The organism is Pseudarthrobacter sp. NPDC092419, assembly GCF_044755045.1.
Taxonomy (GTDB): domain Bacteria; phylum Actinomycetota; class Actinomycetes; order Actinomycetales; family Micrococcaceae; genus Arthrobacter.
In genome coordinates, this window is the sequence record NZ_JBIVQF010000002.1 from 466,376 (window position 1) to 480,630 (window position 14,255).

The following is a 14,255-nucleotide window of genomic DNA, read 5'->3' on the forward strand; positions in this document are numbered from 1 at the left end:
GCAGATCCGGCCATGCAGTGCAAAACGGCCAACGCGGGTTCAGGATCCCCCGCCGGCCAGTGCCTTCCACAGGAAATGCTGGCTGCGGGCCTGCAGCGCTGCGGCCTGCCGGTTGTCCGATGCCCCGGCATGGCCGCCTTCGAGGGCCTCGTGGAACCAGACGTTGGGGATGCCCATGGCCTGCATACGGGCCGCCATCTTGCGTGCCTGCACGGGCCCGACGCGGTCGTCGGAGGTTGCCGTCCAGATGAACGTCTCCGGGTATTCCACGCCGTCACGCAGCAGGTGGTACGGCGAGAAGGTGCGAATGAACTCCCACTGCTCGGGGACGTCCGGGTCCCCGTATTCCGCGATCCATGAGTGGCCGGCGGAGAGCCGCGTGTAGCGTCGCATGTCCAGTAGCGGCACGCCGCAGGAGACTGCCCCGAACAGTTCCGGATACCGGGTGAGCATGTTGCCCACCAGCAGCCCGCCGTTGGAGCCGCCCACGCAGCCCAGCCGCTCCCGCGATGTCACCCCGCGGGAGATCAGGTCGCGGGCCACGGCCGCGAAGTCCTGGTACGCCTTGTGCCGGTTCTCCTGCAGCGCGGCGCGGTGCCATGCGGGTCCGTACTCGCCCCCGCCGCGGATGTTCGCCACCACGTAGACGCCGCCGCGGGAGTGCGGCGTCCCGCCGTCGGCGCCGGGCAGGCCGGTAGTGCGCCGTTCCAGCCACGCCCGGCCCACGGTCCCGCTGTATGCCGGGGTGCGCGAGATTTCGAACCCGCCGTAGCCGGAAAGCTGGGTCGGGTTCTGTCCGTCCAGTGCCAGCCCGCGCGCGGCGATCTGGAAGTACGGCACCCGCGTGCCGTCGTCGGACACGGCGAAGTGCTGCTCCACCTCGTAGTCACCGTCGGCAAAGTACGACGGCGACGCCTTCACCACCGCGTGCCGGCTCACCACGCCGGGGACCCCGCCGTCGCCGTGCTTGCGTTCCAGCGTGCCGCGCATGAGGGTGCTGGGGGTGGTGAAACCGGTGGCGACCAGCCAGAAGTCGTCGCCCGCACCGCCGTCGGCCGCTGCCTTGTCCTCGTCGTCCACGGCGTAGGCGTTGACATCGTGCAGCGGCGGGCAGGCGTCCAGGGGAGAAACGGCCCACGCGGAACCGGAAGAACCGGCCTGTGACGGATCCAGCACCCGGATCTCCGAGGAGACGTCCTTCAGGAGGTTCAGCAGCAGGAAGCTTCTGGTCCAGCTCCAGGACTGCAGTGAGGTGTGCGCGTCCGGGGCGAACAGGACAACGAGGTTCCGGCTCCCGGCCAGGTAGTCCTCGAAAGGCGCCGCCAGCAGCGACCCGGCCGGGTAGGTGGTCCCGTTGAGCGGCCAGTCCTGCTGCGGGCGGAACAGCAGCCACTCCCGGTGCGCACTGATGTTGACGTCGGTGGGAACGTCGATGGCCACCCACCCGGCGTCCCGCCACACCAGGTTGGTTCGGTTGAAGAAGTCGATGCAGTCAACGGCGAAGGTCCGCTCGAAGCCCGGCGTGGAATCGTGCGCCACCACGGCCATCATGTGGTCCTGGGGCACCTCGAACAGCCGTGGCGCGGACTCAAGGCTGGTGCCGCGGTCAAGGGTTACGGCGGTCCGGGCGTAAGAGGATGCCGTGGCCGGAAGCCCGGCAGCGGTGGAGGCGACAAGCAGCGTGTCCGCATCGAGCCATGAGACGTTGCCCTTCGCCGTCGGAAGGTCGAAGCCGCCGGACGCCGGGTCAACGAACGCCCGCGCCTCGACATCGAACTCGCGGTACCGGTTCGCGTCCCCTCCGTCGGGGGAGAGTGCCAGGAGCGCCAGTCGATAGGGTTCACCGGCGGGAGGCCGCAGGAACGTGGCGCCGTGGAAAACCCACTCCTGGCCTTCCGCGGCCGACAGGGCGTCCACATCGAGCAGGACCTCCCACTCGGGCGAGTCCGAGCAGTAGCTTTCCCACGTGGTGCGCCGCCACAGGCCCTTGGGGTTCTCCCGGTCCTTCCAGAAGTTGTAGTACCAGTCGCCGCGCTTGCCCACCATGGGGATGCGGTCGGTGGAATCGAGGACCTCGAGGATGCTGCTTTCCAGCCCGGCGTATTCCGCGTCCTCCAGCAGGTCCTCCGTGCGGGAGTTCTGCTCACGGACCCAGGCCAGCTGTTCCTCGCCGTAGATCTCCTCCAGCCAGACGTTCTCGTCGGTGGGTTCGGGCGAGGTGGCGGGGCCGGACACGGGCGCAGGATCAGCAGCAGTGGTGGTCATGCGCCCCATCCAAACAACATCCCCCGGGGCTGGCAAGTCAAGCGATGGGCCCACACCGTGCTTTCAGCCCGTACTCTGGATGCCGTGGAAATAACGCAGAGCACCCGGGTCGTCATCATTGGCGCCGGCCCGCGGGGCACCAGCGTTCTGGAGCGCCTGCTCGCGCACGCCGCGGCTGCCGGGCCACGGGTGCGCCTCCACATCGACGTCGTGGATCCGTTCCCGGCCGGCCCCGGCCATGTGTGGCAGCCGGAGCAATCGCGCCTGTATCTCATGAACACGCAGTCCTTCTACCCCACAGTGATTCCACAGGATCCCGCGCTGCCCGCCCCGCTTGCCGGCACCACGTTCGACCAGTGGCGGATCCACCGGCAGCGCAACCCGGTGCCCGGGCTCACAGCCGATGAACGAGCAGAACTGGCCGTCCTGGGCGCCAGCGACTTCCCCAGCCGCGCCCTCTACGGCCGCTACCTGCGCAGCACCCTCGAGGAACTGGTGGCCAGCGCGCCCGCCGGTGTCACTGTCGCCTTCCACGAGACAGAAGCGGTGTCGGTGCGTCCGTCGGGCCAGGGAGGCCCGGCAAACGGGGGAACGTACGACGTCGGCCTGGCCGCCGGGGGACCGCTGCGCACCAACGCGGTGGTGCTTGCGCTGGGGCACGTGCCGTCCCGGCTGAACCACGAACAGCGCGGGCTGCAGGCCGCCGCGGAGCAGCTGGGCCTGCACTATCTGCCCCCGGCGGTGCCTGCGGACGTGGACTGGGACCGGATCCCGGCGGGCGAAACCGTCCTGGTGCGCGGCATGGGGCTGAACTTCTTCGACACGATGGGCCAGCTCACCGAGGGCCGTGGTGGCAAGTTCGTGGGCAACGGTGGCCGCCTCCGGTACGAGCCCTCCGGCCAGGAACCCGTCATCATTGCCGCTTCCCGTCGAGGTACCCCGTACCGGGCCAAGGCCGCGCTGGAAGGCTACTATCCGGCGTCGGTATCGTTGCGCTACCTCACTGAGGCGGCGCTGGAACGCTTCCGGACGGCCGGCATCACCCCCGGCTTCGATCACGACCTCTGGCCGCTGCTCCACCGCGACGCCCTCTGGACCTACTACTCCACGCTGGTGCGCTCGCAGCCCTCCGCCGTCTCCGACTCCGCTGCCTTCCTCTCCGCGCTTGAGGAGGCACTGCACCCGCACGCGCACAGCGCAGGCAACTGGGAGGATGCGGTGGACAGCGTGCTGGCGGTCCACGTCGGGCCCCGCCACCGGCTGGACCTGCCCGGCCTGGCCGCCCCGCTGGCGGGCCGTTCTTTCCCTTCCCGCGCTGCGCAGGACGCCGCCGTGGTGGAATACCTGCTGGACGATGCCCGCCGCTCCGCCCTCGGCGAGGACGATCCCGTCAAGATGGCCATCGGCGCACTCCACCATGGGCGTGCCGTGCTTAAGACGGCAGTGGCCGACGGCGGCATCACCGACGCTTCCTGGGTCGCCGGGCTGCGTGGCTGGTTCGAGTCATTCGTGGAGGGGCTGGCCAGCGGCCCGCCGGCCCTGCGCTCCGAGCAGCTGGCGGCGCTTGCGGGGGCCGGGGTGGTGAGCTTTGTGGGCCCGGATCCCAAGTTCGATGTGGACCGCAAGGAGCGGATGTTCACTGCAACGTCCCCCTGGGTGGAGGGCGGCCCGGTGCGGGCCCGGACCATGGTGGAAGCCCTGGCGCCGGGCAACCGGGTCTCGGCGAACAGCTCACCGGTCCTGGAACAGCTGCTGGCCGACGGGCTGGTCCGGCCCCGGCTGATGATGACCGCCGAGGGGGCCCCGGTGCAGTCCACCGGCCTCGATGTGGTCCCGCACCCGTACCGCCCGCTGGCGGCCAACGGGTCGGTGACGGAGGGGCTGTACGTGCTCGGGCTGCAGCTGTCGTCCTCACAGTGGGGCACAGCTATTGCCGCGGAGGCCCTGCAGGAGGGCGGCCCGGTTTACCAAAGTGGCCAGCGCACCCTGCGCGACGCAGACGAAATCGCTGCCGCGATACTGCACCGCGGCGCTCCAACGTTGGCAAATTTTACCTAGACAGTGGAATAACCCGGGTTTAGGCTAAGCGGCATTGGGGGAATCCACAGGTAACTAACAGCCGGAGTCAAGCATGCCACAAAGCAGTAGATTGGTTGTTTTTGCAGCACTAAGTACCCTCGCCCTGTCAGCATTGGGGTTGACAGCCGCCGTCGCACACCCGGACGGACAACACGGTATGGACGAGGGCCATCTGAAAGGAACGGGGGCCACCGGGAACATCGAACTGGTGGACAAGGTCAAGCTCACAGATACGCCGGACCTGATCGCCGATGTCACTGTCTCACCCGATGGAAACACTGCATTCCTGGCCAACTGGGGGGAGCCGGACTGTGCCGGTCCGGAGACCGGCGGGCAGACCAGCCCGGATGCCGGTGTCTATATCGTGGATATCTCCACGGTGGACCAGGCCAATCCCGCGCCGGGCAGCGAGCCCAAGCGCATCGGGTTCATCCCCGCGCACCAGGACAGCCGGCCGGGCGAAGGCCTGCAGGTTCTGAACATCACTACCCCCAGCTTCACCGGGGATGTGCTGGTGGTCAACAATGAACAGTGCGGAAAGAACGGCAAGGGCGGCGTATCGCTCTATGACGTGACGAACCCGAGCAACCCCAAGAAGCTGTCCGAGAACTTTGGCGACCGGGAACCCGGCAGCCGGGACAGCAACCAGATCCACAGCGTGTTCGCCTGGGATGCAGGAGACAAGGCTTACGTCGTGGTCTCGGACAACGAAGAGAACACCGACGTGGACATCTTCGACATCAGCAAGCCGCAGCGCCCGACTGTCGTCGCTGAGTACGACCTCAACGACTTCAAAGTGGACCAGCCGAAGATCGGACTGACCGACTCTTTCATCCATGACATGGTGGTCAAGGAGATCGACGGAGACTTCATCATGCTGGCGTCCTACTGGGACGGCGGCTACGTCCTGATGAATGTGAACAACCCGGCTGATGCCAAGTTCCTCGGGGACACCGACTTCGCCGACATCGATCCGGAACTCCTCGAATCCCTCGGCACGTCACTGACTCCCGAGGGGAATGCCCACCAGGCGGAGTTCACCAAGGACAACCGGTTCTTCATCGCCACGGACGAGGACTTCGCCCCGTACCGCACCGATGAATTCAAGATCACCAGCGGCGACCACGCGGGCACGTACCCGTCCGTGATGGTGGGCGGCGGGCAGGCTCCGGCCATCCTCGATGACCTGACGCTCAACGGCCCTGTGGTTTACGGCGGCTACGGCTGCCCGGATTCCGCGGTGCTTCCCACGCCGGAGAGCGTTCCCGGATACTTGGAGTCACTGGAGCCGGGCGAGGAATCAATCATCGTGCTCCAACGGGGCCCGGTCGGGGACTCGAGCGCTCCTGAAGGCGCCTGCTTCCCGGGCGAGAAGGCCCACCAGGCTGTGCTTGCCGGCTGGGATTCCGTCCTGTTCGTGAACCACCACAACGGTGACGCTGCCGGCGGGGAACCGTTCTGCGGGTCGGGCGCGTTCGTCGATGAGGTCGTGGCAGTCTGCACCACCCATGCAGCCTTCCACCGCCTCTTCAACATCGACCCGCTCGAGGCACCGTGGAGCTACCCGGAGAACATCGCCCTCGGCACTATCGGCGCCGAGATCGAGGTCGGCTCTGTATTCGATGGCTGGGGCTACGTGCATCTGTTCGACGCCGCAACCCTGCAGGATCTGGACACGTTCGCCATCCCGGAGGCCCACGATCCTGCCTACGCGTTGAAGTACGGTGACCTGAGCGTCCACGAAGTAGCGGTGGACCCGCAGGATCCGTCCATGGCGTATCTGTCCTACTACTCCGGCGGCCTCCGCGCCGTGCAGATCCAGTGTGGCGACCCCGCCGACAACACCACATGCGAGCTCGTGGAGGTTGGCAGCTACCTGGACAAGGCCGGAAACGACTTCTGGGGAGTGGAGACCTTCATTGGCGAGGATGGCAAGACCTATATCCTCGGCAGTGACCGGGACAACGGGCTCTGGATCTTCACCAACCCGTAGGAATCATTAACGACAGCAGGGGCAGGGTCGGCCACGCCGACCCTGCCCCTGCTGTGTTGATTCAGCGTCCGGGTTTCGTCCCGCTCCTGGCCAGCTGTGCGGCGACCGGCAGGTCGAGACCCACCAGCACAGGGTCGTGATCGCTGGACCTGAAGGGGCCCGCCGTATAGAAGTCCACAATGTTGTAGTTGTGCCTGCTGTACTCGAGGGCGACGGACTCCACGGAATTGATGTTCCAGATCTCCGCGCCGGTGACGGCGGCATCAGCGGCAGGGGAAGCAAGCACATAGTCCAGGGAGCCCACCCGGCCGCCAAAGAGATACGAGTGCTTGGCCGTACCGTCTGCGTTGCGTGCCTTCGTGTTCTGGTTGATGTAGCCTGCGGCGGCCAGGACGTTCATGGGGTCTTCCTTGGCGTACGAGTTGAAATCTCCGACCAGGAAGACTTTGTCCGTTTTCTTCTCCTTTTGGACTGACGATGCGAATGTGAGCAGCGATTTCGCTTGTGCCGTCCTGGCCAGGTTGGAAGCGCCTTGGCCCTGGTCCGTGTCATCCGGTGTCGCGGCTGATCCCTTGGACTTGAAGTGGTTGGCGATCGCGATGAACTTCGTGCTGCCCGCGCCACCTACGGGTTTGAATGCCTGCGCCAGCGGCTTCCGGGCGTTGGAGAAGGCCTCGGTGTCGTTGTGGATGATGGAATCGCCGAGGGGCTCTACCGCTGCCTTGCGGTAGATAAAGGCAGTCCGGATCACGTCTTCGTCGCTCAGTTCAGGCCTTTCCGCCGGTGACCGGACGTAATCCCACACTCCGGGCTGGACGGCATCCAACGCCGCAACGAGCCGGGCGAGTGCGTCATCGCGGTCTTTGCCAAATTTGGCGGAGTTCTCGATCTCCATGAGTGCGGCGACGTCCACGCCGGCAGAGCTGATGGCGCTGACAATCTTGTCCTGCTGGCGTTTCAGGTTCTCCGCATTGGCGGCTCCACGCGCATCGCATCCGCCGCGGACGGTCACCGGGTTTCCTTCGCGGTCGTGGTAGTAGGAACATCCGCTGAGCGTGTCGCCGGTGGTGGTGAAGTAATTCAGTACGTTGAAGGTTGCCAATGTGATGTTGCCGCCCACGGCCTCCGGTGTCTGGGTGCGGGTGGTCCCAAACCTTGCCGGTTGAACCGAATCTTGGTTGGCCGTTGTCAGATGGGCCAGCGGCTGGAACTTCCAGGAGTTGTTGGCGTATCCAAGCACCACGTTGGTGGCGAAGGTTACCGGTGAGCCCACCCTGACGGGGTCAGCGGTGGTCAGGTACGGCAAGGCTTCAGCCTTGGTGGTGGCGTCCTTGAGGAAGTTGGTGCTGGACCCGTCGTCCAGCTTGATGCCGCGGGCGGCGTTGTCCGCCACCACGGCGTTATATTCGGCCGAGCCGTACGGTGCCACCGCGGTGGGCTGCACCATCGGCGTGGTCCCTCCGGCCAGGCCGATCTCGCCGTACTGGTTCAGCGAGTAGTTGTCGCTGACCGTCATGGGGCCTTGGGGCGCCAGCAGCATGCCCTCCAGCGATTCACGGAAGGCTTCCGCGGCGGGGAGGCTGAAGGTGGTGGCCTTGACCTCCGGTGCGGGGTCGGTGAGCTTGGTGAGGCCGGCGGCGTCCGCCACGCTGACCTGGGTCATGCCGTAGTACTCGGATACGGTGCCGGCTACTTCGACGAAGTCGCCGATCTGCACCGAACCCACGGTGGCGGGGGAGTAGACGAAGATGCCGTCCGACGCCGCGTGGTTGGCCGGGGTGAGGTCTCCGCCTGTGCCCGGGGTCTGGATGTAGTAGCCGGCGAAGCCGCCGGTGGGGAAGGCGGCGGTGACCCTGCCGCGCGTCGTAACGCCGGCGCCAGCGAGCGGGCTCGTGGTGCCGGTACCCTGGATCTCCGCGATGGTGGTGGCAGCACCCGGGTCCGCGGGAGGGTCCGTCGGTGTGGTGGCGGGACCGGACTGCGGGGTGATCTCGGCCTTCAGCGCGAAGTCAGCTGAGTTGTCGTTGGTGTCGGCAAAGTTGCTGCGATTCAGGCTCTTCACGTCGGTGTTGCTGGCCGGAGCGGTGGCGGCCCTCGTTTCGAAGGTGTTGGACGTGCCGTAGCCCAGCAGGTCCGCCACTCCGGCCGGTTCGATCACGGAGCCGGTGGCCAGGCCGCCCAGCGCGGTGGACTGCTTGGCGAGGATGAGGGTGCCGGTGGTGCCGGAGGGGTTGAAGCCCGTGGCGGTGACGTCGGCCGCGGGGAGCTCAGGAGCGGTGGATGTGGAGCTGTTGGAACTGGCCTTGATGAGGAAGTAGCCCCGGGCGGGGATGGTCCCGGCAAGGGCTGCCACTCCGGTAGGCGTGGACGTGCCGGTGGCTGAGCGGTACTGGATGGACCAGCCGTCCAGCGAAACGGGTGCGTCAGAGGAGTTGTACAGTTCAACGAACTTGTTTTTATAGGCCGCTCCCGCGCTGCCGCCGCTGAGATAAGCCTCGTTGATCACGACCGGGGAGGTGCCGGCCGCCGTGGCTCCCGGGACGGCTGCCAGCGGAGCTGCAGTGAGCCCCGCTGACAGAACCGCGCCCAGTGCCAGGGTCCAGAATTTGGTCTTCATCCGCTCTTACTTTCCTAGGCCAAGTGGTGTCCGGCACAGCAAAGCAGTCGTGGGTGAACACAGGGTGGATGGCGGACGACGCCCTTAGCCGATGATCTTGAACGTTGCCCCCGTAGGGTCAGCCAGGGACGCCACGCGCCCGAACGGAGAGTCTTCGGGCCCGTCAAGGACGGTGGCGCCAAGGGCCACGGCCCTTTCGATCGAGTCATCGGTGTTCTCCACGTTGAAGTACACCTGCCAGTGCGACGGAACATCGTCGGAAAGGTAGCCGGAGGCATCCATGATGCCTGCCTTGGCTTCGTTCCCGGCTCCAAGGGTGGTGTAGCGGAACTCTTCGGTGTCGCTCATAACGGTGGTGTCCCAGTTGAAAACGTCCTGGTAGAACTTCACCGCAGCGTCGTAGTCCTTGGTGTGCAGTTCGTGCCATGCGGCGGTGCCCGGTTCTGCCACGAGCTCGTAGCCGCCCATTTCCCGGGGCTGCCACACACCGATTGCCGCGCCCCCGGCGTCGCCGAAGAAGGCCATGTGGCCCTGCTCCGGCACGTCCATCGGTGCAACATACACCTGGCCGCCGTGGGCGGTCACGGCTTCCGCGGTGGCCTCGGCGTCGTCAGTACGGAGATAGGTGGACCACGCATCCGGCATGCCGGCCTGCTCCGCGTCCTTCTGCATGAGGCCGGCAACGGCCTTTCCCTGCTTGTAGGCGGTGGTGTATCCGCCGTATTTCTCCTGGTCGCCGGTCTGGTATTCCCAGCCAAGGGTGGCAACAGCAACGACCCTATGCCCCGGCCATGGCAGTTTCAATGGTCTGTTCCGGCCAGGAAGACGGCTCCGGAAACGACGGAACCCCGGCGGCCAACTGCTGGCGCACCGGGGTTCCTTTCGCGGAAGGTAAGAGATTCGAACTCTTGGTACGGGGTTACCGCACACTAGTTTTCAAGACTAGCTCCTTCGGCCGCTCGGACAACCTTCCTCACCCAGTAGTGTTTCATAGGGCATTGCCTGCCACAAAACACGGCCGCGAACATCTCCGGGACGTGCCGGCAGGCGGGCGTCGAGTAAGCCAAGGAACGGGAGTGGTGCATGAAAGCGGTCTACATTTCGGAACCGGGCGGACCCGAGGTGCTGCAACTGCGCGATGTGCCGGCTCCGGTGCCGGGTCCCGGGGAGGTGCTGATCGACGTCGTTGCCGCCGGCCTGAACCGTGCGGATGTCCAGCAGCGCCGGGGCTTCTACCCCCCTCCGCCCGGCGCTTCGGAGGTCCCGGGCCTGGAGGTTTCCGGGCGTATCGCGGGTTTCGGCCCGGACGTCGCAAAGCCCTTCTCCGTCGGGGACAGGGTGGTGGCCCTCCTTGCAGGCGGCGGGTACGCCCAGCAGGTGGCCGTCCCGGCGGAGCAGGTCCTGCGGGTGCCGGACGGCGTGGACCTGGTCACCGCCGCTTCCCTCCCGGAAACCGCCGCCACCGTCTATTCGAACCTGGTGATGACAGCCCAGCTGCAGCCCGGCGAGACGGTCCTCATCCACGGTGCCACCGGCGGCATCGGCACCATGGCCATCCAGCTCGCCAAGGCATTGGGCGCCCGGGTAGCCGCAACCGCCGGCACGGCCGAGAAGGTCAGCACAGCCACCGCGTTCCTCGGCGCCCACATCGGCATCAACTACTCCGAAGAGGACTTTCCGGAGAGCCTGCGCCGGCAGAACGGCGGCAAGGGCGCCGACGTGATCCTGGACGTCGTAGGTGCCAAGTACCTGCCGCAGAATGTCGACGCGCTCGCGGACTACGGCCGGCTCGTGGTCATTGGCCTGCAGGGCGGCACCAAGGGGGAACTGGACCTGGGTATGCTGCTGCGCAAGCGGGCCGCCGTCGTCGCGACCGCGCTGCGCCCCCGCCCGGTGGCCGAAAAGGGTGCCATTATGGACGCTGTACGGGAAGCCGTCTGGCCGCTGGTCGCTGACGGCAGCATCCGCCCACTGGTGGCAAGGACATTCCCGCTGGACCAGGTGCAGGAAGCACACCGCTACTTCGATTCCGGTGAGCACGTGGGCAAGGTCCTGCTGGCGATGTAGCCCGGCCGAATACCCGAGGAGCCGCATGTCCGTCCGCTACAGCCTTCTTGCCCTGTTGCACCAGCCGCGCTACGGGTACCAGTTGCGCGCCGAGTTCCAGAACCGCACGGGCGGCACCTGGCCGCTCAATATCGGACAGGTGTACACCACCCTGGAGCGGCTGGAGCGCGACGGTCTGGTGACCAAGGCAGCGGACGACGACGGCGCGCACTTGGTTTACAGCCTCACTGAAGCGGGGGAGGCAGAGGTCCGGACCTGGTTCGCTGCCCCGGTGGACCGGAGCGCTCCGCCGCGGAACGAACTCGCGATCAAGCTGGCGCTCGCCGTCACCCTCCCGGGGGTGGACGTGCCCGCGGTGATCCAGGCGCAGCGGGCCGCGTCCATGACCGCGCTGCAGGATTACACGAAAGCACGCCGCGACCTGGTCCCGGTCCAGCGCGCTGGGGATACCGCCGGTCTGCTGGTCCTGGATTCGCTGATCTTCCAGACTGAAGCCGAAATCCGCTGGCTGGACCTGTGCGAGGCGCGGCTGGTGCAGCAGACGCAGCTGAACGGCCAGGCCTAGGCCGGGGGACGCCGCCGTCGTTCGCCGCCGCGTCCGCACCGCTTGCCGCACCACGCCGCCGGGCAGCCAAAAAACCTGCCCAACCTGCTTGCGCCGTTGGTAGGGTTCGTCCAGAACACGTGTATTGACTCTCAAGGAGGAGACATGGCCGAAACCCCAGATCCACGGAAGAACCCGCCGCCGGCGGGCGGCTCCGTGGCCACGGAACTGCCGCCTGCGGGCGTGGACCCGGCGGTCCGCGAAGCGGAGGACCGCAGATGGACGCCGGGCAAGATCGCACTCTGGGCAGGCATCGCCCTCCTGGGTGGTGTCGCCTGGTTCATGCTGGCGATCATCCGCGGCGAAACCGTCAACGCGATCTGGTTCGTGTTCGCATCCGTCTGCACCTACCTGATCGCCTACCGGTTCTACTCCAAGGTGATTGAACGCTTCATCACCAGGCCGGACGACCTCCGCGCCACCCCCGCCGAATACAAGGCTGACGGCAAGGACTACGTCCGGACGGACCGCAACGTCCTGTTCGGCCACCATTTCGCAGCCATCGCCGGCGCCGGCCCGCTGGTGGGCCCGGTCATCGCTGCGCAGATGGGCTACCTGCCCGGCACCATCTGGATCATCGTCGGCGTGGTGCTGGCTGGTGCGGTGCAGGACTACCTGGTGATGTTCTTCTCCATGCGCCGCGGCGGCCGCTCCCTGGGCCAGATGGCCCGCGAAGAACTGGGCGTCATCGGTGGTACTGCCGCGCTCATCGCCACCCTGCTCATCATGGTGATTATCGTCGCGATCCTGGCGCTCGTCGTCGTCAACGCCCTGGGTGAAAGCCCGTGGGGCGTCTTCTCGGTGGGCCTGACAATCCCCATCGCCCTGTTCATGGGCGTCTACCTGCGCTACCTGCGGCCGGGCAAGATCATGGAGGTTTCCGTGATCGGGTTCGTGCTGCTGATGGCCGCCATCATCGGCGGCGGCATCGTGGCCGAGACTCCGTGGGGCGCCGAGATCTTCAGCCTGGACAAGGTGACCATCGCTTGGGGCCTGATCATCTACGGCTTCATCGCCGCGGTCCTGCCCGTCTGGCTGCTGCTGGCTCCCCGTGACTACCTCTCCACGTTCATGAAGATCGGCGTGATCGTGATGCTGGCTCTGGCCATCATCGTGGTCCGCCCGGAAATCAACGTGCCGGCGTTCAGCGAATTCGCCAGCCGCGACAACGGGCCCGTGTTCCCGGGTGCGCTCTTCCCGTTCCTGTTCGTCACCATCGCCTGCGGCGCCCTGTCCGGGTTCCACGCGCTGATCTCCTCCGGGACCACGCCCAAGCTCGTGGAGAAGGAACGCCAGACCCGGTACATCGGGTACGGCGGAATGCTGATGGAGTCCTTCGTGGCCATCATGGCCCTGGTGGCCGCCATCTCCATCGACCGTGGCCTGTACTTCGCCATGAACTCGCCGGTGGCTTTGACCGGCGGCACCGTGGAAACCGCGGCAACGTGGGTGAACAGCCTGGGCCTCTCAGGGGTCAACCTCACGCCGGACATGCTCGCTGAAACGGCCCGGAACGTGGGCGAGGAAAGCATCGTTTCCCGCACGGGCGGTGCCCCGACGCTCGCCGTTGGCCTGGCGCACATCATGCAGCAGTTCATCGGCGGCACCGCCATGATGGCGTTCTGGTACCACTTCGCCATCATGTTTGAGGCACTGTTCATCCTCACCGCAGTGGACGCCGGCACCCGCGTGGCCCGCTTCATGCTGCAGGACTCGATCGGTAACTTCGTGCCGAAGTTCAAGGAACACTCATGGCGGCCCGGGGCCTGGCTCTGCACCGCCATCATGGTGGGGGCTTGGGGCGCCGTGCTCCTGATGGGCGTCACCGACCCGCTGGGCGGCATCAACACGCTGTTCCCGCTGTTCGGCATCGCCAACCAGCTGCTCGCAGCCATCGCACTGTCTGTGTGCCTGGCCATCGTGGCCAAGCAGGGGACATTCAAGTACCTGTGGATCGTGGCACTTCCGCTGGCATTCGCCGCGGTGGTCACCATCACCGCGAGCTACCAGAAGATCTTCTCCTCCACCCCGGCCGTGGGCTACTTCGCCAACAATGCAGCGTTCAGCAAGGCGCTGGCGGACGGCAAGACCGAGTTCGGTACCGCCAAGACCGTGGCCGCCATGGAAGCCGTGGTGCGCAACACAGCCATCCAGGGCTGGCTGTCGGTGATCTTCGTGGTGCTGAGCATCATCGTGATTACGACGGCGGTGCTCGCCACCATCAAGGCGTTCCGGTCCCATTCGACGGGCCAGCCCGTGCCCACCAATGAGGATCCCGCGCTTCCGTCGCGGGTCTTCGCCCCGGCCGGCCTGGTGCCGACGCCCGCTGAACGGCAGTTGCTGGCCGAATGGGAGAAGGTCCCGGCCGAGCTGCGCTTCGAAAGGGCAGGACACCACTAATGATCGACGGACTGGTCCGCGGGCTCCGGGGGATCGCCGGGTACCTGCGCGGGGTGCTGGGAGCAGACGCCTACGCCAAGTACCTGGAGCACCACCGTGCCTGCGGCCACCCCTCGGCACCGCTCAGCGAACGGGAATTCTGGCGGGACAAAACGGACCGGCAGGACACCAACCCGCAGGGCCGGTGCTGCTGATTGTGCCCGCAGCGGCTATGGCTAGGGACAAGCCCG

9 protein-coding genes and 1 tRNA gene are annotated in these 14,255 nt (G+C 66.5%); 6 read left to right on the forward strand and 4 right to left on the reverse strand.

Annotation, left to right across the window (positions count from 1 at the left end; all coding sequences use genetic code 11):
* Positions 1-39: 39 nt before the first annotated feature.
* Entirely contained in the window at positions 40-2,265 is a 2,226-nt protein-coding gene (locus tag ACIQC0_RS05595) for a prolyl oligopeptidase family protein (RefSeq protein WP_400533216.1), read from the reverse strand.
* Positions 2,266-2,349: 84 nt separating this feature from the next.
* Here ACIQC0_RS05595 and ACIQC0_RS05600 point away from each other — a divergent pair, with 84 nt between their 5' ends.
* Both ACIQC0_RS05600 and ACIQC0_RS05605 read left to right on the forward strand, forming a co-directional pair.
* Positions 2,350-4,323: an FAD/NAD(P)-binding protein gene (locus tag ACIQC0_RS05600; RefSeq protein WP_400533218.1), complete on the forward strand. Its 1,974-nt coding sequence runs from the start codon at positions 2,350-2,352 to the stop codon at positions 4,321-4,323.
* Between the two features lie 178 nt (positions 4,324-4,501).
* On the forward strand, positions 4,502-6,337 hold the full coding sequence (locus ACIQC0_RS05605; RefSeq protein WP_400533220.1) for an LVIVD repeat-containing protein: 1,836 nt from the start codon (positions 4,502-4,504) through the stop codon (positions 6,335-6,337).
* Between the two features lie 61 nt (positions 6,338-6,398).
* On the opposite strand, the gene ACIQC0_RS05610 is transcribed toward ACIQC0_RS05605, so the two are convergent.
* From ACIQC0_RS05610 to ACIQC0_RS05620, 3 genes are all read right to left on the reverse strand, one after another.
* Positions 6,399-8,954 (reverse strand): ExeM/NucH family extracellular endonuclease, encoded by a 2,556-nt coding sequence (locus ACIQC0_RS05610; RefSeq protein WP_400533222.1) that lies wholly within the window; start codon positions 8,952-8,954, stop codon positions 6,399-6,401.
* Positions 8,955-9,038: 84 nt separating this feature from the next.
* A complete protein-coding gene (locus ACIQC0_RS05615; protein ID WP_377216714.1) occupies positions 9,039-9,758 on the reverse strand; it encodes a VOC family protein in 720 nt (239 codons plus the stop codon).
* 81 nt (positions 9,759-9,839) lie between these two features.
* Positions 9,840-9,927 (reverse strand) — tRNA-Ser (locus tag ACIQC0_RS05620).
* Between the two features lie 110 nt (positions 9,928-10,037).
* Between ACIQC0_RS05620 and ACIQC0_RS05625 the strand changes: the two genes are divergently transcribed.
* From ACIQC0_RS05625 to ACIQC0_RS05640, 4 genes are all read left to right on the forward strand, one after another.
* Complete coding sequence (locus ACIQC0_RS05625; RefSeq protein ID WP_377216715.1) at positions 10,038-11,021, forward strand: NAD(P)H-quinone oxidoreductase; 984 nt, start codon at positions 10,038-10,040, stop codon at positions 11,019-11,021.
* A 25-nt stretch (positions 11,022-11,046) separates the two neighbouring features.
* On the forward strand, positions 11,047-11,586 hold the full coding sequence (locus tag ACIQC0_RS05630; RefSeq protein ID WP_377216716.1) for a PadR family transcriptional regulator: 540 nt from the start codon (positions 11,047-11,049) through the stop codon (positions 11,584-11,586).
* A gap of 144 nt (positions 11,587-11,730) precedes the next feature.
* On the forward strand, positions 11,731-14,025 hold the full coding sequence (locus ACIQC0_RS05635) for a carbon starvation CstA family protein (RefSeq protein ID WP_377216717.1): 2,295 nt from the start codon (positions 11,731-11,733) through the stop codon (positions 14,023-14,025).
* A complete protein-coding gene (locus ACIQC0_RS05640; RefSeq protein WP_377216718.1) occupies positions 14,025-14,219 on the forward strand; it encodes a YbdD/YjiX family protein in 195 nt (64 codons plus the stop codon). Before ACIQC0_RS05635 ends, ACIQC0_RS05640 begins: the two co-directional genes overlap by 1 nt.
* Positions 14,220-14,255 lie beyond the last annotated feature (36 nt).